Annotated in this window: 24 protein-coding genes and 1 pseudogene; 22 read left to right on the top strand and 3 right to left on the bottom strand. The window is 29.3% G+C overall.

Translation table 11 applies throughout. The annotated features are described in order from the left end of the window. The first annotated feature begins 126 nt into the window (after nt 1–126). The 9 genes from J2Z39_RS07580 to recA all read left to right on the top strand — a co-directional run bounded on the left by J2Z39_RS07580 (nt 127) and on the right by recA (nt 10,792). The gene (locus J2Z39_RS07580; RefSeq protein ID WP_117520687.1) at nt 127–1,065 is read left to right on the top strand and encodes an ABC transporter ATP-binding protein; all 939 of its coding nucleotides are present in this window, start codon (nt 127–129) and stop codon (nt 1,063–1,065) included. Between the two features lies 1 nt (nt 1,066). Then, nucleotides 1,067–2,164: an ABC transporter permease gene (locus J2Z39_RS07575; RefSeq protein WP_117520689.1), complete on the top strand. Its 1,098-nt coding sequence runs from the start codon at nt 1,067–1,069 to the stop codon at nt 2,162–2,164. Then, the gene (locus J2Z39_RS07570) at nt 2,151–3,263 is read left to right on the top strand and encodes an ABC transporter permease (protein ID WP_209814611.1); all 1,113 of its coding nucleotides are present in this window, start codon (nt 2,151–2,153) and stop codon (nt 3,261–3,263) included. Before J2Z39_RS07575 ends, J2Z39_RS07570 begins: the two co-directional genes overlap by 14 nt. 97 nt (nt 3,264–3,360) lie before the next feature. Next, nucleotides 3,361–5,679, top strand: a complete 2,319-nt coding sequence (locus tag J2Z39_RS07565) for a DNA translocase FtsK (protein WP_209814610.1) — start codon at nt 3,361–3,363, stop codon at nt 5,677–5,679. A 1-nt stretch (nt 5,680) separates the two neighbouring features. After that, complete coding sequence (gene pgsA / locus J2Z39_RS07560) at nt 5,681–6,211, top strand: CDP-diacylglycerol--glycerol-3-phosphate 3-phosphatidyltransferase (protein WP_209814609.1); 531 nt, start codon at nt 5,681–5,683, stop codon at nt 6,209–6,211. 193 nt (nt 6,212–6,404) lie between these two features. After that, nucleotides 6,405–6,698 carry a lactococcin 972 family bacteriocin gene (locus J2Z39_RS07555; RefSeq protein WP_209814608.1) on the top strand — a complete coding sequence of 98 codons (294 nt, stop codon included), beginning with the start codon at nt 6,405–6,407 and terminating at the stop codon, nt 6,696–6,698. Between the two features lie 56 nt (nt 6,699–6,754). Continuing rightward, entirely contained in the window at nt 6,755–8,785 is a 2,031-nt protein-coding gene (locus J2Z39_RS07550) for a DUF1430 domain-containing protein (RefSeq protein ID WP_209814607.1), read from the top strand. Nucleotide 8,786: 1 nt separating this feature from the next. Next, entirely contained in the window at nt 8,787–9,416 is a 630-nt protein-coding gene (locus J2Z39_RS07545; protein WP_117520701.1) for a putative bacteriocin export ABC transporter, read from the top strand. 332 nt (nt 9,417–9,748) lie between these two features. After that, nucleotides 9,749–10,792 carry a recombinase RecA gene (recA, locus tag J2Z39_RS07540; RefSeq protein WP_117520703.1) on the top strand — a complete coding sequence of 348 codons (1,044 nt, stop codon included), beginning with the start codon at nt 9,749–9,751 and terminating at the stop codon, nt 10,790–10,792. A 170-nt stretch (nt 10,793–10,962) separates the two neighbouring features. Here the strand turns inward: recA and J2Z39_RS07535 are convergent, their stop codons facing one another. After that, complete coding sequence (locus tag J2Z39_RS07535; protein ID WP_209814606.1) at nt 10,963–12,000, bottom strand: DNA polymerase IV; 1,038 nt, start codon at nt 11,998–12,000, stop codon at nt 10,963–10,965. Nucleotides 12,001–12,073: 73 nt separating this feature from the next. Here J2Z39_RS07535 and J2Z39_RS07530 point away from each other — a divergent pair, with 73 nt between their 5' ends. The 13 genes and pseudogenes from J2Z39_RS07530 (at nt 12,074) to J2Z39_RS07470 (ending at nt 22,476) form a co-directional block, all read left to right on the top strand. Next, on the top strand, nt 12,074–12,301 hold the full coding sequence (locus tag J2Z39_RS07530; protein WP_117520707.1) for a DUF2382 domain-containing protein: 228 nt from the start codon (nt 12,074–12,076) through the stop codon (nt 12,299–12,301). 122 nt (nt 12,302–12,423) lie between these two features. Beyond that, nucleotides 12,424–13,236, top strand: a complete 813-nt coding sequence (locus tag J2Z39_RS07525) for a YsnF/AvaK domain-containing protein (protein ID WP_117520709.1) — start codon at nt 12,424–12,426, stop codon at nt 13,234–13,236. 90 nt (nt 13,237–13,326) lie between these two features. Next, nucleotides 13,327–13,572: an RNA-binding S4 domain-containing protein gene (locus J2Z39_RS07520; RefSeq protein WP_117520711.1), complete on the top strand. Its 246-nt coding sequence runs from the start codon at nt 13,327–13,329 to the stop codon at nt 13,570–13,572. Further along, entirely contained in the window at nt 13,565–13,942 is a 378-nt protein-coding gene (locus J2Z39_RS07515) for an FtsB family cell division protein (protein ID WP_209814603.1), read from the top strand. The genes J2Z39_RS07520 and J2Z39_RS07515 overlap by 8 nt, the downstream gene beginning before the upstream one ends. Beyond that, nucleotides 13,935–15,293, top strand: coding sequence for a tRNA lysidine(34) synthetase TilS (gene tilS, locus J2Z39_RS07510; protein ID WP_117520715.1), 1,359 nt, complete (start codon nt 13,935–13,937; stop codon nt 15,291–15,293). Before J2Z39_RS07515 ends, tilS begins: the two co-directional genes overlap by 8 nt. Further along, nucleotides 15,283–15,843, top strand: coding sequence for a hypoxanthine phosphoribosyltransferase (gene hpt / locus J2Z39_RS07505; RefSeq protein ID WP_209814602.1), 561 nt, complete (start codon nt 15,283–15,285; stop codon nt 15,841–15,843). The genes tilS and hpt overlap by 11 nt, the downstream gene beginning before the upstream one ends. Before the next feature lie 37 nt (nt 15,844–15,880). Beyond that, a complete protein-coding gene (locus tag J2Z39_RS07500) occupies nt 15,881–16,375 on the top strand; it encodes a DUF986 family protein (protein ID WP_117520719.1) in 495 nt (164 codons plus the stop codon). A 73-nt stretch (nt 16,376–16,448) separates the two neighbouring features. Further along, on the top strand, nt 16,449–17,234 hold the full coding sequence (locus J2Z39_RS07495; RefSeq protein ID WP_209814600.1) for a type III pantothenate kinase: 786 nt from the start codon (nt 16,449–16,451) through the stop codon (nt 17,232–17,234). Further along, on the top strand, nt 17,215–18,177 hold the full coding sequence (dusB, locus tag J2Z39_RS07490) for a tRNA dihydrouridine synthase DusB (protein WP_209814598.1): 963 nt from the start codon (nt 17,215–17,217) through the stop codon (nt 18,175–18,177). The genes J2Z39_RS07495 and dusB overlap by 20 nt, the downstream gene beginning before the upstream one ends. A gap of 1 nt (nt 18,178) precedes the next feature. After that, nucleotides 18,179–18,652: a transcription elongation factor GreA gene (greA, locus tag J2Z39_RS07485; RefSeq protein ID WP_117520725.1), complete on the top strand. Its 474-nt coding sequence runs from the start codon at nt 18,179–18,181 to the stop codon at nt 18,650–18,652. Nucleotides 18,653–18,661: 9 nt separating this feature from the next. Further along, nucleotides 18,662–20,569, top strand: a complete 1,908-nt coding sequence (gene lysS, locus J2Z39_RS07480) for a lysine--tRNA ligase (RefSeq protein ID WP_117520727.1) — start codon at nt 18,662–18,664, stop codon at nt 20,567–20,569. A 276-nt stretch (nt 20,570–20,845) separates the two neighbouring features. Next, nucleotides 20,846–21,086 (top strand): annotated as a pseudogene (locus J2Z39_RS07475) (transposase); the annotation flags it as partial. Between the two features lie 622 nt (nt 21,087–21,708). Then, nucleotides 21,709–22,476: a hypothetical protein gene (locus tag J2Z39_RS07470; protein ID WP_117520729.1), complete on the top strand. Its 768-nt coding sequence runs from the start codon at nt 21,709–21,711 to the stop codon at nt 22,474–22,476. A gap of 79 nt (nt 22,477–22,555) precedes the next feature. Here J2Z39_RS07470 and J2Z39_RS07465 read toward each other — a convergent pair whose 3' ends face one another. Beyond that, nucleotides 22,556–22,789: a hypothetical protein gene (locus tag J2Z39_RS07465; RefSeq protein WP_117520731.1), complete on the bottom strand. Its 234-nt coding sequence runs from the start codon at nt 22,787–22,789 to the stop codon at nt 22,556–22,558. Between the two features lie 241 nt (nt 22,790–23,030). Continuing rightward, on the bottom strand, nt 23,031–23,387 hold the full coding sequence (locus J2Z39_RS07460; protein WP_209814596.1) for a plasmid mobilization protein: 357 nt from the start codon (nt 23,385–23,387) through the stop codon (nt 23,031–23,033). Nucleotides 23,388–23,600 lie beyond the last annotated feature (213 nt).

The raw sequence follows: 23,600 nt of genomic DNA, 5'->3' as shown, positions 1-23,600 counted from the left end.
TGAGTTAAAACTTGATGCCGATTTTTTTAGTGGATTTTTTATTTTAATGAGATCATAAATTGTAAGATTTATATAATATATATATTTTATATAAAATTAATGATATAATTTTCATAGGAGGATCCTATGGAAAATGTAATTGAAATTAAAGGATTAGTAAAAACATATAAGAAAATAAGAGCTGTTGATAATTTAGACCTAGATGTAAAAAAAGGTAGCATATTAGGATTGTTAGGTCCTAATGGATCGGGAAAGTCCACAACTATTAATTGTTTGTTAGCATTAATTAAAAAAGATAGTGGTAGCATAAAGATATACGGAAAAGAAATGACTCCAGAATCATACGATATAAAGAAAAAAATTGGAGTAGTCTTTCAAGATGTCGGTGTCTATGAGGAGCTAAACGTATATGAAAATATTGACTATTTTTGTGGACTATACATAAAGGATAAGGACAAAAGAAAGCAACTTATTGAAGAGACTATAGACTTAGTTGGACTTAACGAATTTTTGAAATTTAGGCCAAAAGAATTATCTGGTGGGCTTTTAAGAAGACTTAATATAGCTTGTGGAATAGCTCATGAGCCAGATATAATAATATTTGATGAGCCAACAGTAGCTGTAGATCCTCAATCTAGGAATAATATTTTGGAAGGCATAAAGAAACTAAATAAAAATGGTGCCACAATTATATACACATCCCATTACATGGATGAAGTGGAAGAGCTATGCGATTATATAGTTATTATAGATAGAGGAAAAGTCATTGCAGAAGGTAGTTCTGATAGCTTGAAAGCTATGATAGATACAAAGGAAAAAATATCATTTAGGAGTGAAAACTTAGATAATGAAATAATTGAAAAAATAAAATCAATTGATTCGCTTTTAGAAATGGATTTTAGAAATGATACTTATCATCTAAGTTTTGCCAATGGTAAAGATAATTTAATCAAACTTATAAATATACTAAATGAGAATTCAATAAATTATGATAGCCTAACAAGCCAATCTCCGTCTTTGAATGATGTATTCTTATCGCTTACAGGCAAAGGATTGAGGGACTAGTATGTTTTTGCACGAATTTAAAAAGACTTTCAAAGTATTTTTACGACAAAAATCTTTATTGTTTTGGGCTTTGATATTTCCCTTAATTTTAGGAGTATTCTTTAAATTAGGTCTTGGAAATATTGTTGGCTCCAACGATTTTAATCCAATCAAGGTAGCTATAAATGAAGATTTATTAAATGATGATAATTTTAAAGACTTTATAGATAAGATGGTCGATGAGGATTTTTTGGAAATAAATCCTTCTACTAGTGAGAAAGTTTTAGATAAAGAAGATATAACAGCTTATATTGATCAAAAAGATAAGGTAGTTGTTAAAAGGAATGGTATTTTTGAAAGTATCTTAGTAAGCTTATTAAAATATTTTAATACGAATGAGTCTATGGTTAAAGATATTATACAAAAAAATCCAAGTGCAGACTTTACAGTCCTTATAGAAGATAAAGATCATATAAATGTCAAAAAATTTAACAAGGACTTTGATCCAGTTATGACTTTTTTCTTTGCACTAATAGGTTTTCAGCTCATATATGGTTATTCTTGGGGACTTGAGATAATACACCAATATGAGGCAAATTTATCTACAATTGCAAAAAGAAATGCAATTTCTCCAGTAAATAAAAAAGTGAGTCTATTAGCTTCTTTGTGTGTGGGATTCATTCTTAATCTTATTATAGCTTTATTTACGATGTTAATATTCAACAAGATATTAGGAGTAGATTTTTCTCAAAAAACTCCTCAATTATTCTTGATTATAATTATAGGCGCTTTTGCGGGAGTATCTTTTGGTATGCTCATAGGATCTAGTAATAAAGCAAATATTGAAGTAAAAGCTGGAATAGGTCTAGGCTTGTCTTTACTTATGTCATTTTTAGCTGGGATGATGGTTTCCTATGTAAAAACATTTATTGCAGAAAAAATTCCTATCATAAATAAACTAAATCCTGTAGCATTGATAAGTGATGGAATTTACTCCTTATATTACTATGATTCACTTGATAGGTATCATAACGATATCAGTTGTCTTTTTGGTGTTACTCTGCTATTTATGATCCTAACATATATATTTACAAGAGGTAAGCAATATGATAGTATTTAAAAATTATTTTAAAATATTAAAGAGTCATATAAAGTCTTTATCGATCTATTCAATAATATTTTTAGTATTAATATTTATATTTGCAAAATCTGGGGATCCTATTGATAAGTACACTAATTTAAAGCTACCTATATATATTAATGATAAATCTGATACAGATGTCTCAAAAGCTCTTATAGATTTTATAGATAAGAGTCATGTATTGGTAGACGTAGAAGAAGATAAGATTGATGATAAGCTTTTTTATGAAGATATAGTTTGTGCAATAAGTATACCAGAAGACTTTGAGAAAACACGAATGGTTGATTTTAAAGAAGTTTATGATGATTCTTATACGATTTTTGCTAAAAATGAAATCAATTCATTTTTAAATCAAATAGGAACATTTGAAAAATCGGGTTTTTCAACTAGTCAAGCTATTGCAAAATCTAAAAAGAATTTTAGTAAAAATATAAAAGTTAGTGTTAAATCACCAGTGAAAAATCAAAAGGAAAATGTGCCTTACTTTTTTAAAATGCTTGGCTATGTTATTATGAGTCAAATTATAATGATAGTTGGAACTATTAGTCTTACTTACAATAAGCAAGCAATTAGTAAGAGAAATTTTATCTCTCCGATAAAAAAATCAAGTCAAAACTTACAATTAATCTTAGGACATATTGTATCAGGCCTAATAGTATGGTTAATATACATGATATTTTATTGCTTATTTTTTAAAGATATACATTTTTCAAAACAAACTATTCAAATGATGGTAAATGCACTTTTATTTACTGCAACTATAGGAAGTTTTGCTGTAATGATTTCAAAGCTTGCAAAAAAACAAAATACGGTCACTGGTATTATGAATGTCTTCTCCTTAGGATCATCATTCTTAACAGGAATATTTGTTCCTCAAGAATTACTTGGTAAGTTTGCAATAAAACTTGGAAAGGTATTTCCTTCTTTTTATTACGTGAAAAATATTAATTATATAATGACTCAAGATAATTTTTCACTAATAAATACAAATACTATTATTTTAATAGGTTTTTCCATAGCTTTTATAATTATAACTATTACATCTAAAACAAAAAGTATAGATACTGATACTCAATAACTAAAATAAAGGCAACTACACTATGTAGTTGTTTTTAGTCTAATTTTCAAGGTTTATTTTTTTACCCATATCATATATAATTTATAGTGAGGTAAATATGGTAAATAGTAAAAACGATGATAGAATTAGAAAAAAATCTACGAGCAAAGCTTATAAAAATAAAAAGTTTAAAAATAAAAAAAGAGAATGGAATTTTAATCCTAATATTTTTTCTGTAGTAATGATGGTATTATCAATTTTTATGTTTATTTTTATAATATCATCCAATACTGGTAAATTAGGCAATGTTATTACAAAAAGCTTTGAAAATATATTTGGAAAGCTTGGAATGGTATTACCGATTATAATATTTATTAGTTTCTTTTTTGCTTATAGAGATAAGTATAAGGAAAATATAAAAGATTTTCTACTTTTATATTTGTTATTTCTAGTGAGTTTGGCCTTTATGTCAAAAAATTTCTATAGAAATGATTTGGATTGGACTATAGAAAATAGTGTACAAAGATCGGCTACAAGTGGTGGATTAGTAGGAGGCTTTTTATCCTATTACATAATTAGCTTTATAGGTAGCTTAGGCTTAAATATTTTATTTGTGATATCAATATTTTTATTTGTAGTTGGAATTAGTCCATTAACTTATAGAGAATTTTTGCAAAAAGTTAGAAATTTTTTGATTTTAATAAAAAATAAACTAATAGACTTATTTTCTAGCATAAATGATAAAAGAAACGAAAAAAAAATAGTTAAAAATGAAGAAAAATTGGAAAAGATTGAACAAAAGCCTGTAAGTAAAACTGCTGAAAAGACTAATAAGGAAAGCCCAATTGTAGAAAAAGAATCTATAAAAAAGGATATTAAAGATCAGGCAATTAAAGAATCAGCTTCAAGAAAACCTATAAGAGCCTATGATTTTGCTAAGGAAGATGAAGTAGAAGTAAGATCATATAAGTCAAAACAAATTGAAATGAAAGATTTAAATGAAAATATAAAAAAAGATTTTGACAATTACAATTATCCGTCTATAGATCTTTTAGAAGACAGATCTGAGTCAGGAGCAATTGACGAAGGCGAAATAAAAGAAAAGGCTGTATCAATTGAGGAAACTTTAGATAGTTTTGGAATAGAAGCAAAGGTAGTTCAAATAGATGTTGGCCCAACCGTTACTTGTTATGAATTAAAACCACAAAGAGGGGTAAAGGTTAGTAAGATATTAAACCTATCTGATGATTTAGCCTTATCACTTGCTACAAGTGGTATAAGGATTCTAGCTCCTATACCAGGTAAAAGTCACGTAGGAATTGAAGTTCCTAACGATAGTAAAGAGATTGTGGGATTTAAGGAAATAATTTCTACAAAAAACTTTGCTAATTCAAAAAGCAAGATCCCGTTTGCTATGGGAAAATCTATTGCAGGAGATCCAGTTGTATCAGGAATTGAAAAAATGCCTCACTTACTTGTTTCTGGGGCTACTGGATCTGGTAAGTCAGTTTGTATCAATACCATTATAATGAGTATTTTATATAAACATTCTCCAGATGATGTAAAACTTTTGATGATTGATCCAAAAGTTGTGGAGCTATCAGTATATAATGGCATACCACATTTGATAATGCCTGTTATAACTGATCCTAAAAAAGCAAGTTCTTCTTTATTTTGGGCGATTTCTGAAATGGAAAAAAGATATAAAGCCTTTCAAAAGTACCACGTAAGAGATATAGAAGGTTATAAACAAGCAGCCCAAACTGATGAATCTATGGAAAATCTTCCCTACATAGTGGTAATAATTGACGAACTTGCAGATCTTATGATGACAGCTGCTAGTGAAGTGGAAGATTATATAATGCGTCTTGCCCAAAAATCAAGAGCTTGTGGCATTCACCTTGTTATTGCAACTCAAAGACCTACTGTAGATGTTATTACAGGTACTATAAAAGCAAATATCCCATCTAGGATATCTTTCGCTGTAACTAGTCAGACAGATTCAAGGACAATACTTGATACTGCAGGGGCAGAGAAATTACTTGGAAAAGGAGATATGCTTTATGCTCCTAGTGATTCTATGAAACCACTCAGGATACAAGGAGCTTTTGTATCTGATAAGGAAGTTTTAAGTGTAGTTGATTATATAAAACAAGAAACTAAGGTTGATTACGATCAAAGCGCTATAGAAACTGTTGAGGAAAATTCTCAAGTAAAAGAGGTAGATGATGAGGATGAATTATTAGACCAGGCAACTCAGATAATAATAGAAGAAAATACAGCATCAGTTTCTCTACTTCAAAGAAAATTAAGAGTAGGATACGCTAGAGCAGGAAGGATTATAGACCAATTGGAATCTAAGGGAATAGTAGGCCCCTATGAAGGTAGCAAACCACGCAAAGTATTAGTCGATAGAACTTATTTAGAAGGAGAGTAAGATGAACATAGCTAACAAAGTCACAACATTAAGGTTAGTATTGATACCTGTTTTTATTATTTTGTATTATATATATGGAAGAAGCAATAATTTAGCAGCGATAATATTTATATTAGCATCATTAACAGATGCCCTTGATGGACATCTAGCGCGTAGTAGAAATCTAGTAACTACTTTTGGGAAGTTTGTAGATCCTTTGGCAGATAAACTTTTAACTATGGCAGCTTTTATTGTCCTAGTAGGCGGTAATATTTTGCCAGCTTGGGCTGTAATAATTATCTTATCCCGTGAGCTAGCTATAACAGCCTTTAGGACTATTGCAGCAGACCAAGGTATAGTTATTGCAGCTAGTAAATGGGGCAAAGCAAAGACTACAAGTCAAATGCTAGCTTTAGTGATGCTTTTATTTAATAACAATACTTTAAATAATCTTGGTATATATGTATTTTATTTAGCAGTAATACTAACGATTATATCAGGTGCTGATTATATAATTAAAAATAAAAAAGTTTTGGACTTAGAAAATATATAAAAACTACGCATTTAAACTGACCTCTTAAAATTTGAACTGACCCCAAAAAGTTAGACCTAAAAACTAACTTAAGGAGGTCAGTTTTTTATATATACTGGAAAAAGTTTGCAAATGAAATTATTCTATGTTAGTATAAAAAATTGTAAACGAAACTTGCTTTAAATAAGTAAATGAATTTTGGAAGTAGTATTAAATGAAAAAAGCGAGAAAGATCCTAGCTCTAAGTATATTATTGTTCATGCTATTTGCAAACACTCTTGCACTTGCTGTGGAAGAATATGCATCTGATGGATTATGGAAATATGGCATAGGTGCAGGATTTGGATATTCAAACTATTTCCATTCCTCTAATTTACATCATTCAACCGTCGTTAATCCTAAAAAAAATAATAGCGCTAGGGGTTCTGGAGAAGCAGGAGAATGGTCAAAAGCAAGATATTATAAAGTACCACCAACTGGATTAGAATATTATTACGGTTTTGATTGATTTAAGTATATTAGGATTCTGTGATCACAGAATCCTAATATTTTTAGGTGACAAGTATGAAAAAGATTAATAAGTTAATTATATTTTTAATAACAGTATGTATTAGTATATTATGCATAAATATATACATAGTAAATGAATACCAAAGGATACGACATTTAGAAAAAGAAATAAGTCAGGATTGTATATATTTAAAAGAAGAGACAATAGAGACTGATAAATTATTAAATGAATTAAGTGAATTATCAGATAAGTATAAGGTTTCTTTTGTAAAAACTGCAAGTAGTAATAATGATTATTATAAATTATTAATGATAAACGGAGAGACTTTCCCATATGAGAGCTTTGGAGGAGAATTTAAGAAAGATGATCTTCCCAAAAACCTCCCTGTATTTATGAATATAGGCTCTCTTACTATAGCAGATATGAATAATTACTATAAAGAAACAGGGGATTCTGTAAATGGAGAATATACTATTATATCAAATGAGCCTTATGATAGAGATTCATTAGTAAAAGAATTATCAGATTTTCTATCAACAAGTCCAGAAGAATTGACCAAAAAAAGTCAGGGAAGTAGCTATTCTTATATAAATAATATATCTATATTTTCGATTGTTGCAATTTTAGTATTTTTATTAGCTTTGTTATTAGTTTCATTATATTCTCCGCTAGTAAATATGGATAAAATTGGAATTCAAAAATTATTGGGAGTAAAAGAAATAGATATTCTAAAATCTTATATGTTAGGGAGTATTCACACTATTGTTATAACAAGTATTATAATAGATATTGGAATATATATTATGAATTCCTATATACCAGATAATTTTTACACAAGCCTTATTATTATGCAGTTATCTATACTTTTAGTATATATGATAATAGGTCTTTTATTAAATAAAGTAATTAATCATATTACAATAAGTAATATGATTAAGGGTTTCGTATCTATGAAGTGGGTACATTTTATAAATTTTGCTCTTAAAATAATAGTATCAATTTTTGTTGTGGGATCATTATATATGCTATCAATGAGTTTTGACTTTACTTTCGATAGTTTAAAAAAAGCGGATTTTTATACGAGGAAAAGTCCTAACTACCTAACAGGAGAGTCTATAAACGAATCAAACGAACGATTGTTTATGAAAAGTAAAGAATATTCCAAAATACCATATGATGCCTATAAAGATATGGTAAAAAATATTGATGATGTTTGTTATATTGATTATCGAAAATTCGAACCTTATTGGAGTAATAATAGTTATGATAAAGACAAAAGCTATGATGTTTTAAATGTAAATGATAATTATATTAAAAAACTTGGTTTTAATCCTAACATTGGTGAAAATGTATTATATGTTCCATCAACTATGAAAGATGTAAACATAGAGGAAATGTTTGCTTATTACTTTTATCAAACTGATAATGTTAAAGAGATAGAAGAAGATAAATTAAAAGATATTGATATTGATATATATTATTATGATAAAGATATTGAAGCTATCACATATGACGAGGATAAGCCTTTGGTTAAAAATCCTATTATAAGCCTCGTAGATGATATGAATATGAATTTAGGTGAGATTCAAGCATTATCTAATACGGGCATTAACAATCCTATAAAGATAGAAAATACTAAGAAAAATAGAGAAATAATTGATAAGATTTATAAAAAATATAATGGAGAATATTATATGAAGTTTTCTCCTATATCATCTATTTTTAAAGATAGACTAGAAGAATATAAATCTTTTATAATTAAAGTATCGATTGCACTGATAAGTTTGATAATCCTATCCATATTTGTCTCTTTCTTTATCATACAAGGATATTTTTTAACAGAGAATAGATATCTTAATGTGACTAAGATTTTGGGTCATAGATTAATAGATAGGTTTAGGATTCTTTTTATATTGATAGGTATATTAGACCTTGTCGCCTTTATAGTATTAAGTATTTTAACTAAAAATCGACTTATCTTAGCTATTTTCTCTATTTTTATCCTTATAGATATTCTTCTAATTATAACTTTTATAAAGGTTAAGGATAACAAAAATCTTGCGGCTAAGCTTAAAGGAGTATAAAATGATAAAAATAAAAAATTTATCCAAATCATTTGATGATCATATGGTCTTAGATAATATAAATTTAGACATCAAAGAAGGCGAGATGGTAGCTATACTTGGTAAATCAGGTTCTGGAAAATCTACTCTTCTTAATATAATTGGCCTTATAGAAGGTGATTATGACGGAGATTATTATTTTAAAGATAATAAAAATGTAAGAGTAAATAGTTCGAAGAGCTCAAAACTAATCAGAGAAGAAATCTCATACATATTTCAGTCATTTGCTCTTATAGAAGATGAGTCGGTGAGAGATAACTTAAAGCTTGCTCTTAAATATGTAAACAAATCAAAAGATGAAGAGGAAAATATGATTCTTGAAGCACTTGAAAAAGTAAATATGAAAGATCATATAGATAAAATAGTAGCAAGTTTGTCTGGAGGAGAGCAGCAAAGAGTTGCTTTAGCTAGAGCGATCTTAAAACCATCTAGCTTGATACTAGCAGATGAACCAACGGGTTCCTTGGATGAAAAAAATAAGGAATATGTAATGGATGTCTTAAAAGACTTAAATAAATCTGGAAAAACTGTATTAGTTGTAACTCATGATAAGTATACAGCAAGTGTGTGTCAAAGAAAGATAAATCTCTAAGCAAAAATCTTAGTGTAACTAATAAATAATCGCCTTATCATTGGAGATAAGTACACAAGCTCCAACGATTTAGGGCGATTTATTTTATGAAATATCTTATACTAATAGCTAACTAAATAAAACAATAATTATGAATGGCTAAGGAGTCATTTATAAGAAAAATCAAAGCCATTTGTTCGAGAAGTTAATAACTACTAGTTAAAAAAATTACAAGCAAAATTAAAAGTTTTGCCTTATATCAGACTTATATCTTACTTTAATAAAAGTAGAGAAATGATATAATAAAACTAATAAGGGACTATAGTTTATATAAAATATATAGGAGAAAATAAATGGATAATAATAAACAAAAGGCTTTAGACCAAGCCTTTAAGAATATTGAAAAAAAATACGGCAAAGGCTCTATAATGAAAATGGGTGAAGCTCCAAGAGTATCAGTTTCTGCTATACCAACAGGTGCTATAAATTTAGATATAGCTCTTGGAATCGGCGGCATTCCTAGAGGTAGGGTTATAGAAGTATTTGGCCCAGAATCTTCTGGTAAAACAACCCTTGCTCTTCACATGATCGCAGAAGATCAAAAAGAAGGCAATATGTGCGCATTTATAGATGCAGAGCATGCCATGGATGCAGAGTATGCTAGAAATTTGGGAGTAGATATAGATAATCTAATTTTATCTCAACCAGATACCGGAGAACAAGGCTTAGATATAGCGGAATCTCTAGTTAGATCTGGAGCAGTAGACTTAATTATTATAGATTCAGTAGCAGCTCTTGTACCTCGTGCTGAGATTGAAGGAGAAATGGGAGATAGTCACGTTGGTCTTCAGGCTAGACTTATGAGTCAAGCATTAAGAAGACTTACAGGCGTTATTTCAAAATCAAACACTACAGTAGTATTTATTAACCAATTAAGAGAAAAGGTTGGCGTAATGTTTGGGTCACCAGAAACCACAACAGGTGGACGTGCTCTTAAGTTTTATTCATCAGTTAGACTTGATATAAGAAGAATAAAAACAATAACTGAAGGAGACAATTCTATAGGCTCCCGCACTAGGGTCAAGATTGTTAAAAACAAAGTGGCTCCACCATTTAAGGTAGTAGAGTTTGATATAATGTATGGAACAGGAATTTCAAAATCTGGTGTCATACTAGATACAGCTGTAGATATGGATATTGTAGAAAAAGCAGGATCATGGTTTTCATATAATGGGGATAAACTTGGTCAAGGACGCGAAAATGTAAAAACGTATCTAGAAGAAAATAAAGATATTATGAATGAAATTGAAGGGAAGATTAGAGCAACTTTAACAGAAGAAAGTTCTGATCCAGTTGAAGACGGCAAAGATACCCAAGAAAGTCTTGATATAGAATAAATAAAAGGCGCTGTTGCAAAACTATGAATAATTATCGTCCCATAATTAGAAGGGTTTCTTAAGAAATTTTTACATAGCCTACGGATCGTGTAGGCAAAGTTTCTGTATAGGTTCTTCTAATGATTTGGGACGATTTATTCATTCTGCAATAGTTCCTTTTTGTTATAAAGTCATAAAAATGTAAGTTGGTTACTATTTCTGGAGGATAATTTAGATAAAAAAATACCTATTAGCCTAATATATTCTCCTTTTTTGTATACATCTTTAAGTAAGTCTTTGGAAATTTCATAGATATCTTCTTTTTTATAAATAGGTTCTTGTAAAGTTACTGCGCGAGTTATAGTTTTAAAGTTAGAATTTTTAAGTTTGATATTGACAGTTTTCCCCTGTAAATCTTTCTTAGCCAAATCATTCTCTATTTTTTCTGATATTTCCTTTAGATACTGATTTAATATATTAATATTATTAGTATTTTCTTTAAAAGTTCTTTCACGGCCAAGCGATTTTCTTTCTCTAGTAGGATTTACTTCTCTATTATCCACGCCTCGTATTACATTGTAAATGTATGAACCGTGCTTTCCAAAAAGATCTATTAAGAATTCTTCATTTAATTTCATAAGATCATCGATGGTATAAATACCTATATTATGAAGCTTATCTACACCATGAGAGCCTAGGCCATGAACTTTTGATATTTTTAAATCTAATAAGATTTCTGGAATATCCTTTCTACTGATTTCCTTAATACCATGAGGTTTATTCCAGTCACTTGCAAGTTTTGCTAAAAACTTATTATAAGAAATTCCAATTGAAACGTTAATTTTAGTTTTTAGTAATACTTCTTTTTGTATTTCTATGGCCAAATCTTTGGGATCGGGAGAATCTATCAAAAGATAAGCCTCATCAATAGATACTTGCTCAAAATCTTTAGCATATTTTTTTATTATATCAAAAACTTCCATGGATTTCTCTCTATAATAGGGATGATCTACAGCTATTAGAATTAAATTAGGACATAATTCTTTTGCCATAAAGACAGGCATAGCGGAATGTAAGCCAAATTCACGAGCTTTATAGTTAGCCGTTGTAATGATTGATTTATTACTTAATCCACCTACTGCTACTGGAAATGATTTTAATTTAGGGTTTCTAATCTCCTCACAAGACGCATAAAACGCATCACAATCTATATGTAAAATATTATTCATATTATCACCATTATTACTATACTTTTTAAAACTTGGGTATAAATAAATAAAAGTTGGAAAGGATATAGCTTATATGGATGATATTAAAAAAGAATATTTAGATAAATTATCAAAAGGAGAAACAGTAGTTATTCCTCTTCACGAAGAACGTATTAAAGTAAGAAAAGAAAGAAGAGTAGTAGAAGAAATTATTATACGTCGTGAAAAGTATATTGAGATGGAGAAAATTAGAATTCCAGTTAAAAAGGAAATCATAACAGTGGATGATTCTAAGATCAGCTACGATGATATTGATAAATAAATTTAAAATGTTAAAAGCTGATAAAAAAAATTGGAGATTTATGTTTAATAAAAAAATTTAGGGGGTATATACCTACTAGAACATGTTAGACATGAGTCTAGAAAAAAAAGGAGATATATATAATGGCAAATTTTGAAACATTTAGAACAGAAGATGAATTACTAGCAAGAATTGATCAATTAAGAGCACAAGGTTTTTCTGATGACGAATTAGAAGTGATTTCCGCTAAAGAGTTTAAGAATGATAATCTTAGATATTATGGAATTTCTGATAGAGCAAACAGAGAAACATTAGATCCAGAATACAATGGTATCTATGCATACTACACAGGTGAAGATTTAGATCCAGCATACTTTGGAGATTTTGGTTTTGATAGATCAGTATCTGATGAAGCTCTTGGTGCTGTTGAAAATGGTAACTATGTATTAGCTATCGAAAGAGATAACTATCTAGAAGATCCAGAATATGTAGATAATGCTTATGAACAAAGAAAAGACTATATTGATAAAGATATACTTGATAGAGATGACCTTTCTAAACAAGATAAAATTAGACTTCATGAAGAAAGACTAAGAGTTAATAAAGAAAGAGTACAATCTGGTGAAATTGGACTTAAAAAACACGTTGTAACTGAAACTCAAGAAGTTGAAGTTCCTGTTGAAAAAGAAAGAGTAACAATCGAAAGACACGCTGTAGACGGTGATGCCGCTGAAGATGGATATAAATTTAATGAGTCAGATCAAGAAATAAAAATTCCAATTCACGAAGAAAGAGTTACAGTTGATAAAGATGCTGTAGTTACAGAGGAAGTTGAAATCAATAAAGAAAATGTAACAGAAAATCAAAAAGTTTCTGATGAAGTTAGAAAAGAAAAACTTGATGTTGTTGAAGAAGGCGACGTTAAAGAAGTTGATGACGACGAAAAACTTATCTAATTAAATTCAAAATTACAAAAGTCTAGGTTTTAACCTAGGCTTTTTTTATTTTAGCTAGCTAAAATGAGCCATTAACAGTAAAGTCATCCTATGAGAATAGATAAATTTTTAAAAAATTCAAGAATAATTAAAAGAAGACAAGTGGCAAAAGAAGCTTGTGAAAATGGAAGAGTTACTTTAAATGGAACAATTGCAAAGGCAGGTAGTATTGTAAAAGAGGGTGATATAATTGAAATTGCCTTTGGGAAAAGTAACTTAAAGGTTAAAGTAACTAATTTGATTGAAGGAGCAAAAAAATCCTCCGCAACAGAAATGTATGAGGTTGTAGATGAATAAAGCAAATTCTTATAGTAAAAGACGTAAAAAGAAAAATATAAGCTTTTTATTTACTCTAATAGCATTACTAATCATTAGCTCGATAGCTTATTATGTATCTAATGCTGCGATGAATAATGAAATAAATAGCATAAATAAAGAAATAGTATCTACTCAAAAAAAGTTAGATGCTACTAATGCAGAAATTAATAGCCTTAAAAAAGATTATGATATAAGAAATACTGATAAATTTAAAGAAAAAATAGCTAAGGAAAGGCTTGGAATGGTTAAGGGTTCAAAGCAAGCTACTGACAAAAAAGATGATGAAGAAAAAGATAATATAGAAAAAATAAAAGCTAACAACGAAGAAAAAATAAATACAAATGATTAAAAAATTTAAAGAAATCATTGAAAATTATAATTTAATAGAAAAGAATGATACAATAATAATTGGCTCAAGTGGAGGACCAGATAGTCAGTTTTTAACTTATATGTTAAATGAAATAAAAGCTGAGTATAATCTTAACTTGATATTAGCACATCTTAATCATTTGCATAGAAAAGAAGCTAGTAAAGATGAAAATTTGGTAAAAGCAACTGCTAAAGAACTTGATATAGAATTTCAAGTAAAAATAGCTAGCATGGATGAATATGCAAGAAAAAATAAAATTTCAGCAGAAGATGCAGGTAGAAGGCTTAGATATGCTTTTTTTAATGAAATAGCTAGAAAATATCCTGGAGCTAAAATTGCCATAGCTCATAATAAAAATGATCAAGCAGAAACTATGATTATGAGGATGATTAGAGGTACAGGTATAGATGGCCTTTGTGCCATGAATTACAAATCTTCTAACATTATAAGACCTATTTTATCTATGGAAAAAAGAGATATTATAAATTATCTTGATCAAAATAATATAAGTTATGCTTATGATAAGACCAATGGGGAAAATGATTATACAAGAAATTATATAAGGAATGAAATAATTCCTAAAATGGAAAATATTAATCCTCAAGTTGTGGATAATTTATATAATTTATCTGAGCTTTTGAAAAATGATTTGGATATTATTGAGTCTAGAGTTGATAATGCCTGTGATAATGTTATAAAAAGTGTAGGAAAATACAATATCAGTTTTGACAAAAATGGCTTTGAAGCTCTAGAAGATTCTCTAAAGTCTAGAGTTTTGAGGAGAGCTATTCTTAAACTTAAAGGTGACTTAAAAGATATTTCTAAAGAAAATATTGAGCAATTTATAAGCATAACTAGTCTGGGCAATGGCAAGAAAAGTGTAAAAGATAGCTTGATTTTTATCAAAAATTATAAAACTTATGATTTATATATAGATCAAAGTAATAATTTAAATAAAACTATAGAGTTATTAAGTCCTGATAAAAAAACATATTTTAATGGACTTATATTTAATGTTACTTTGGTTGATAAGGTCACAAAAACGGATAAATATACGGCTTATTTTGATTATGACAAAGTTGATTTTCCACTTACAATAAGATATAGGAAAAATGGAGATAAATTTAAACCCTATGGTATGAATAATAATAAAAAGTTAAAGGACTTTTTCATTGATGAAAAAGTAGATAGAAATTTACGTGATAAGATTCCATTAATTATATCTAATGATGAAATCATATGGATAGTAGGTCATAGGGTATCCAATGATTTTAAACTAGATAAAACGACAAATAATATTTTAAAAATTGAGGTAGAAAATGATAAGTGATATTAACCAACTAATTGAAAAAGTTTTAATAGATGAAGATACTCTTAATCTTAGAATAAGAAAACTGGCATCATATATTAATGACTACTATAAAGATGAAGATACACTTATAATGGTGGGTATTTTAAAAGGATCTGTAATTTTTATGTCAGAGCTTGCTAAGCATGTAAAAATTGATTGTAATCTTGAATTCATGGCTGTTTCTTCTTATGATGGTACTGAGTCCACTGGAAATGTAAAAATTCTAAAGGATTTAGACGTTGATATTAAAGATAAAAATGTATTATTAGTAGAGGATATAATTGATACAGGTTACACACTAAATAAACTTAAATCAAATTTAGAAAAAAGAGATCCTAAAGAAGTTAGAATAATAACATTGCTAGACAAACCTGAAAGAAGAGTGACTGAAATTAAGCCAGACTGGTATGGATTTAAGATACCTAATGAATTTGTTGTAGGTTTTGGTCTAGACTATAGTCAGAAGTATAGAAACTTACCATTTATAGGAGTTTTGAAAAGTTCAGTTTATGAAAGTGATAATAAGTAGGTCAATAAAGGCCTATTTTATTTTTTAAGGAGGAAATATGGGAAATAATATGAACAGCTTTATTTTGATTTTATATGCAGCTATTATAATATTTTTTATATATAGATTGTATAAATCATTTAGAAATAAAAAGAAGCTTACAGGAGAAATCGCGGGATTTAGCAAGAAATCAAGTCCTTTAGAGTGGTTATTAATGGGCATACTTCTCGCTACAGGAATTGTAAATTTTGTGGCAGGATATAAACAAAATAACCAAGATTCTATAATAATGGCTATTATAATGGTAGTACTTGCAATTGTATTTGGGCTTGCTCAAAGAAGCAAACTGTATATAGCTGAAAATGGAATTTTAATTAATTCAAATTTTTATAATTATAAAGAGCTTAAAAAATGGGGATTCGATAAAGAAAGTAATGATCTTGTCTTACAAGTTAAAAAAGATAGACAAACTTCAAATGAAATGACAAAAGTAAAAGCTGAAGACACAGAAGAAATCAATACTCTAATAAGAAGGTATAAGCTAAATAAATAGCTTGAATTCGATAGAATTTATCGTATTATATAAGAGTTAAATTTATTTAGTTACTTAGCCAAAAGGAGAGATGATGCTACTAGTTGTAGATATTGGAAATACCAACACTGTTTTAGGTGTTTTCAATGATAAAAAATTAGAGCTCCGTTATAGAGTGGCTACAAATTTAAAGCGTACTAGCGATGAATTGGTAGCTACCCTTTTTAATATGTTTACTATACATAATGTTGATACTGATGAAATTGATGATACTATAATCTCGTCAGTTGTACCAGATATAATGTATTCATGGCAATCATGCAACAGAAAGTTATTTGGTAAAGAGCCCATAATTATTGACTATAAGACAGATACAGGTATTACTATAGATTATGGGACTCCAAGCCAAGTTGGTGCTGATAGAATTGTAGATGCTGTTGCTGTATATAATAAATATGGTGGTCCTGCCATAATTGTTGATATGGGTACGGCTATCACTTTTGATGTAATAACATCAGATGGTAGGTATTTAGGAGGATCAATAGCTCCAGGTATCAAAATCGGACAAGAAGGTCTTTTTGGAATGACAGCTCAGCTTCCCAAAATTGAGCTAAGAGTACCAGATACGGCAATAGCAAAAACCACGCCGGAAAGTATTAATGCTGGTATAGTATATGGCTATATAGGACTGATAGATGGTCTTATTAGTCAGATTGAAAAGGAACTTCATGAAAAACATGGAGTTGTAGAAGAAATAAATGTAGTCGCAACTGGTGGATTTTCAGAGCTTATTTCTAACGAATCAAAATATATTGATATCATTGAACCAGATCTAATGTTAGATGGACTTAGAATAATCTATGACAGAATTAAAGAATAAAGAACTGATGCTAGCACCTCTTGCGGGTGTTACAGATGTTGCTTTTAGAATTATCTGCGAGAAATATGGAGCAGATAAGACTTTTACAGAAATGGTAAGTGTAAATGCACTCGCATTTGATAATAAGCAAACAGAAGAGATAATGTATATTTCTGATTTAGAAAAGAAAGCAAATATACAAATTTTTGGTCGCGACTTAGAAAAAATTGAGAAAGCTATAAAGGAAAAAATAAATCCTATTGATTCTGTTAGTGAAATTAGCTTTAATATGGGTTGTCCAGCTCCAAAAATTTTTAAAAACGGAGAAGGATCGGCCTTGATGAAAGAACCTGATCTTGTAAACAAAATTACAAAACTTTTAGTTAAATCCACTAATAAAAAAGTTAATGTAAAATTTAGAACAGGTGTTGATGATTCAAATAAAAATTATATTGAGATTGGGAAAATTTGTCAGGATAATGGTATAGATTATGTAATCCTCCATGGTAGAACTCGTGATCAACATTATCAAGGCAAAGCTAATTGGGATGATGTAAGAAAGCTAAAAGAAGCTTTATCAATTCCTGTTATAGCTAATGGGGATGTTTTTACAGTTGAAGATTTTATAAATATAATAAAAGTAACAAATGCTGATGGAGTCATGCTTGCTAGGGGTGCTATGGGTAATCCATTTTTATTTAAATACATTAAAGATTACTTAGAAAAAGGATCTTACACCAAAGTTACATCGGATCAAATTGTAGATCAGATAAGAGAGCAATATGATTTATCACTTAAATATAAGAATGAAAAACTAGTAGTTAATCAGATGAGAAAACACGTTGGTTGGTATATAAAAGGTCTTCCTGGTGCAAGTAATATAAGAGAGAAAGTAAATAAATTAAAAAGTAAAGAAGAGATTTTTTCTCTACTTGAAGAATATAAAAATGATTTAGAGGGATAAAATGGCAGAAAGTAAAGAAGTAATATTATCAAAAGAGTATTTAGAAAAATTAGAAGATGAATTGGAATATTTAAAAACTAAAAGAAGACCAGAAATAGCAGAAAAAATCAAAATTGCTAGAAGTTTTGGTGATCTTTCAGAAAATGCTGATTATGATGAAGCAAAAAATGAGCAAGGCGAAATTGAAAGCCGTATAGCAAAAGTTGAAGATATGATTAGAAATGCTAAGACTATCGAAGTTGATGTAAATTCTGATGAAGTTGGGGTTGGCAATACAGTAACAGTGTATGATGAAGAATTTGATGAAACATTGGACTATAAAATCGTAGGTACTGCTGAAAGTGACCCAGTAAAAGGCTTTATATCTAATGAATCACCAGTAGGAGCTGCTCTTTTAGGTAAGAAGAAAGATGATAGAGTAGAAGTAAATACACCTAATGGAAAAATGTATTTCACTATTAAGAACATCAAATAAGGAGAGAAAATGACTGATAACAATAAAGATTTAAATGAAATGCTTAAAATTAAAAGAGATAAACTAGAAGAACTTAAGCAAGAAGGTAAAGATCCACATGAAATAGTAAACTTTAAAGATCGTACACCTGCGGCAACTATTAAGGATAAATATGATGATTATGAAGGTAAATCTATAAGAATAGCAGGACGTATAATAGCAAAACGCGGCCATGGTAACATGAGCTTTATGGATATTCAAGATGAGTCAGGAACTATTCAAATAGTAAATCGAAAAAATGTTATCGGTGATGAGTTTAAACAAGTAAAAAAATATGATATTGGTGATATAGTTGGTATTGAAGGAGAAGTATTTAAAACTAAACAAGGTGAGATATCAATCGAAACAAAAACACCACAACTTCTTACTAAATCTTTACAAATGCTACCAGAAAAATGGCATGGCCTAAAGGATCCAGATTTAAGATATAGACAAAGGTACCTAGATCTTATAGTGAACCCAGAAGTAAAAGAAGTCTTTGTTTTAAGAAGTAGAATTATTTCTGAAATTAGAAAATTTTTAGATAGTAGAGGATTCTTAGAAGTAGAAACACCAATTCTTAATACTATTGCTGGTGGAGCAACAGCCCGTCCATTTATAACTCACCACAATACTCTAGATATAGATATGTATCTTAGAATCGCTAATGAATTATATCTAAAAAGATTAATTGTAGGTGGTTTTGATAGAGTTTATGAAATGGGTAGAATGTTCAGAAATGAAGGAATGGATGCAACTCATAACCCAGAATACACTGCAATGGAATTATACCAAGCCTATGCTGACTATGAAGATATGATGGAAATTGTGGAATCCATGATAGAAACAGTTGCAACTAATGTTTTAGGTAACACTGTAATAGAATATGATGGAAATGAAATAGAACTAAAAGCTCCTTGGAAAAGAGTCACTATGATTGATTCTATTAAAAACGAAACAGGAGTTGACTTTAACAAAATCACTACTTATGAAGATGCTGTAGCCATTGCTAAGGAAAAAGGTGTAGAAGTTAAGGAAACAAGAGGAGAAATCATCAATGAATTCTTTGAAGAATTTGTAGAAGATACCCTAATCCAACCAACATTTATCTATGACTATCCAGTAGAGATCTCTCCACTTGCAAAAAGAAAGAAAGATGATAAGTCTTTAACATATAGATTTGAAGCTTTTATCAACGGATCAGAGGTTGGAAATGCTTTCTCAGAGCTAAATGATGCAGCAGATCAAAGAGAAAGATTTGAAGCTCAAGTAGCAAAACGTGAAAATGGTGATGACGAAGCTCAAATGATGGACTATGATTTTGTAAATGCCTTAGAAGTAGGACTTCCACCAACAGGCGGCCTTGGAATTGGTATTGATAGAGTGATTATGCTTCTAACAGGTCAACATTCTATCCGTGATGTGCTATTATTCCCAACAATGAAGCCAATAGGCTTAGAAGCTTCAGGATCAAATGAGGCTAAAGCATCTACTAACAAACATATAGAAAAAAGTGATGAAATTATTGACTTTACAGGTGTTGAGGTTGAAGATTTCTATGAAGATGTGGACTTTGATACTTTTAGTAAATCTGATTTTAGAGTTGTAAAAGTGAAAAATTGTGAAGAAGTTCTAAAGTCTAAGAAATTACTTAAATTTACCTTAGATGATGGAAGTGATAGTCCAAGAACTATTCTTTCAGGAATCAAAAAATACTACACTCCAGAAGAGCTTATAGGCAAAAACTTGGTAGCGATAGTAAATCTACCACCAAGAGCAATGATGGGAGAAGAATCTCAAGGTATGCTTCTATCAGCAGTTCACAATCAAAATGGCGAAGAAGTACTAAATGTAGTAGAAGTATCAAATAGAATACCAGCTGGTGCTAAACTATATTAGTAAATACAAACCTTAAGGCTTTATGGCTTTAAGGTTTTTCTCTGCCCATTTAAGTGATTTGAACGAATGAATGTGAGCGAAATAATAAACCATATGCTATGCAGGTGGAAAAAATTAGCTTCAGCTTCAAGCCAAAATTCTTATTTAATATATAATTGTGATAACCATATGCACAATTAAAAAGGAGAATTTAAAGAACAAGAATAGTTTATTACACACAAAATGGCACTGTAATTATCATGTAGTATTTGCACCCAAATACACATATCAGAAATAATAGGATAATTAAAAGAGAAAATCTCATTAATAATACTTAATCGACATGATAATTTAAAATATAAATACGGAAAAAGACACTTTTGCTGTAGATGATATTATGAAGATACCGTAAGCCACAATGAAAAATAATAAAAGAATATATAAAATCCAATTAAAAGAAGATTACCATGGGGATCAAATTAGCTTGAAAGAATACTATGACCTGTTTATGGGTGAGTCAGCACCAAAGAGCAAATAAATAACTGCTTAAGAAGTAGCTAGTATAGTGCTGCATATGGAGAATACTCGGAGCCCAATAGGGGCGTGACGGTTTTTACCCTAATAGTCTCTGTGTATACAATTAGATTACGGTAGTTTTGAATGAAAGTGATATTTTATTTACAAATGAATAATAAACTGAAAAAGTAAATTATTTTTCTTAGGAAATAAAATCTCTTGGCAACTTATAAAATATACTGAAATAAAAAAGGCTATTGGCAATACTGCACAATGTACTAATTGAAGATATGATTCAACGATAGTCTGAATGGTTTTTTCTCTAGATTGTGCTAAAGAATACCTAGCTCAGGCAAATCCATGAAAGTAGATTAGGAAGTTGGAATAATTTTTAAGTGATTATCTTAGGAAAAATACTGGAAGAATATAGTGCAAAAAACTCCAAGTAATTTGTAGCTTAAATGAAAATCTATATTGTGCAAAATGAATTTAAGTTTAACTTGTAATTCAGAATATTAAAAAACTATTGCTTTTTTTTGTATACACGTGGTATACTACTATAAATTAATAATAGATACGTATTAATTATTAGAAAATAACTATCTTCTATATGTACTTAATTAATTTTAGAAAGGAGTATTAAAGTGAAAAAAATTTTTAGTGCAATCTTATCATTTTTTATAGTTTCATATATGGCTGTTCCAGTATTTGCTGCCAATGTATCTTATCTAGATAATGAACTTCCTGATTTTGTTCCAGCCGATGATGAAATTAACCAAGAAGTTATTGATAAATATGGTATTTCTTCTACTGATGAGTTTGGGAATGAAGTTATTATTATTCCAATGGGGCCATCGACTAATGGTGAATATATCGAATCGCAAAATGATAATCAAGATGAAGACATCGAGGGTTATGTTCATGATGGTCATGTTATACCGGACAATGTAATAGATAACGATGCTCCTCAGCTATATCATTTCAGCCTCACTCCTCATACACATGAAGTAATAAATCTTAAAAAATCAAGTGGAAAATGGAAGAAGCCAGTTACTTCTTATGCAGATCAAGGTTTTGAAATCTCAAAAGAATACAACAAATCGGTAGTAATCAATGCTTCTTTAAACTTAAACGGTGGTATTAGTAAGAAGACCGCAGAAGCTTCCATAGGTGCTAGTATTGGTGGCTCTTATACTCGTGGTTCAAGTGAAACCTATACAGCAAAGGTTCCTAAAGGATATAAAGGACGTATAGTATATTATTACGACTGTACTACATACAAATTTACCAATAAAACTACTTATGTATGGCAAAATACTACCCCACCATTAAAAACTTACGAATATAATGCTTGCTCTGCTCAAGGAGCACCTCGTAACGGATATTTTGGACTAGAGCTTATTAAACGCTAATTTGTAACTATAACAACTGACTAAATGACAAAAAGGCTGCTTCATAATTTAAAAATTTAAATATGAAGCAGCCTTTTATTTATTTAACTTTTTGTAAAAATCCTATAAATGCAATTATTAGACCAAAGACTCCTAAAAGAAAAAAAACAATAGCTATCGGTGTTACTCCATGTAATTTCCAAATATCTATAAAATAATTTGAACTATCCATAGTAAGAGGACTCACCACTGCAGCACCAACAAGAATCGCAAAGCTAATAATGCCAGTAAAAAACATAGAAATACCTAAAAGCAATAACTTAAGTGTTTTCATTTTCCCACTCTCCTTTATTTTTTTCTCTTCTATTCAAATTGAATATAAAATATCGTACGTCATTCCCTGTAAATGTCAAACAAGGAAGAGCATAGTAAATGTAATGTGAGACAAATATTGGAAGTCTTCGGACTGACTTTATTTTCTTTACCTTACATTGCTTTACTGTATAGCTTTATATTATTGCATTTTTTCATTATTCTATATTGTATCAATACTATGTATTTTCGTAATTGCCGTACTAATCACAAGAACTTTCTTTTGATTTATTAAGGAGAAGGGAATGGATCTGCCATATTTCTTTTGATAAGTTTTCTATCTGCTTATTCATTGATTCAATTTCATTTTTGTAAATAACACCAGTTGTATTAGTAGCTTTTGCAATCTGGTTTATATTATTTGTTATATTTGAAAGCAGCCATTGTAGGTTTCTAAATGGTTCTAAATCTACTACATAAATTTCTTTTTTTAATACACATTTTCTAAGAAAGTGGGACATTGTTTTGCAATTTGCAAGTTTCATTTTCTTTTCAAAAACTTCCTTTTCTTCTTTAGTTAGTTTTATTTCTATTCTTTCATCTCTAAATCTATTTGCCATTTTATTCTCCTTTATAAAATATATTTCGGGGTCTTAGGGTTCTCCCTAACAAGGTAAAAATTAAAAAAATGGAGCATTCCGTAAGATCTGCTCCATTAATTTTTCGTAAGTGTCTGTACACTTACTGTGCTTGCTCATATACTAATAGTATAAGAACAGCTTTAAGCATAGTTCTTAAAAATGAACCTAATCATCTATGATAAAATTATAGAT

The sequence above is a fragment of the Anaerococcus nagyae genome (assembly GCF_017874535.1).
GTDB lineage: Bacteria > Bacillota > Clostridia > Tissierellales > Peptoniphilaceae > Anaerococcus > Anaerococcus nagyae.
The sequence above is the reverse complement of the archived record's forward strand: the minus strand, read 5'-3'. Positions and strand labels throughout refer to the sequence as shown.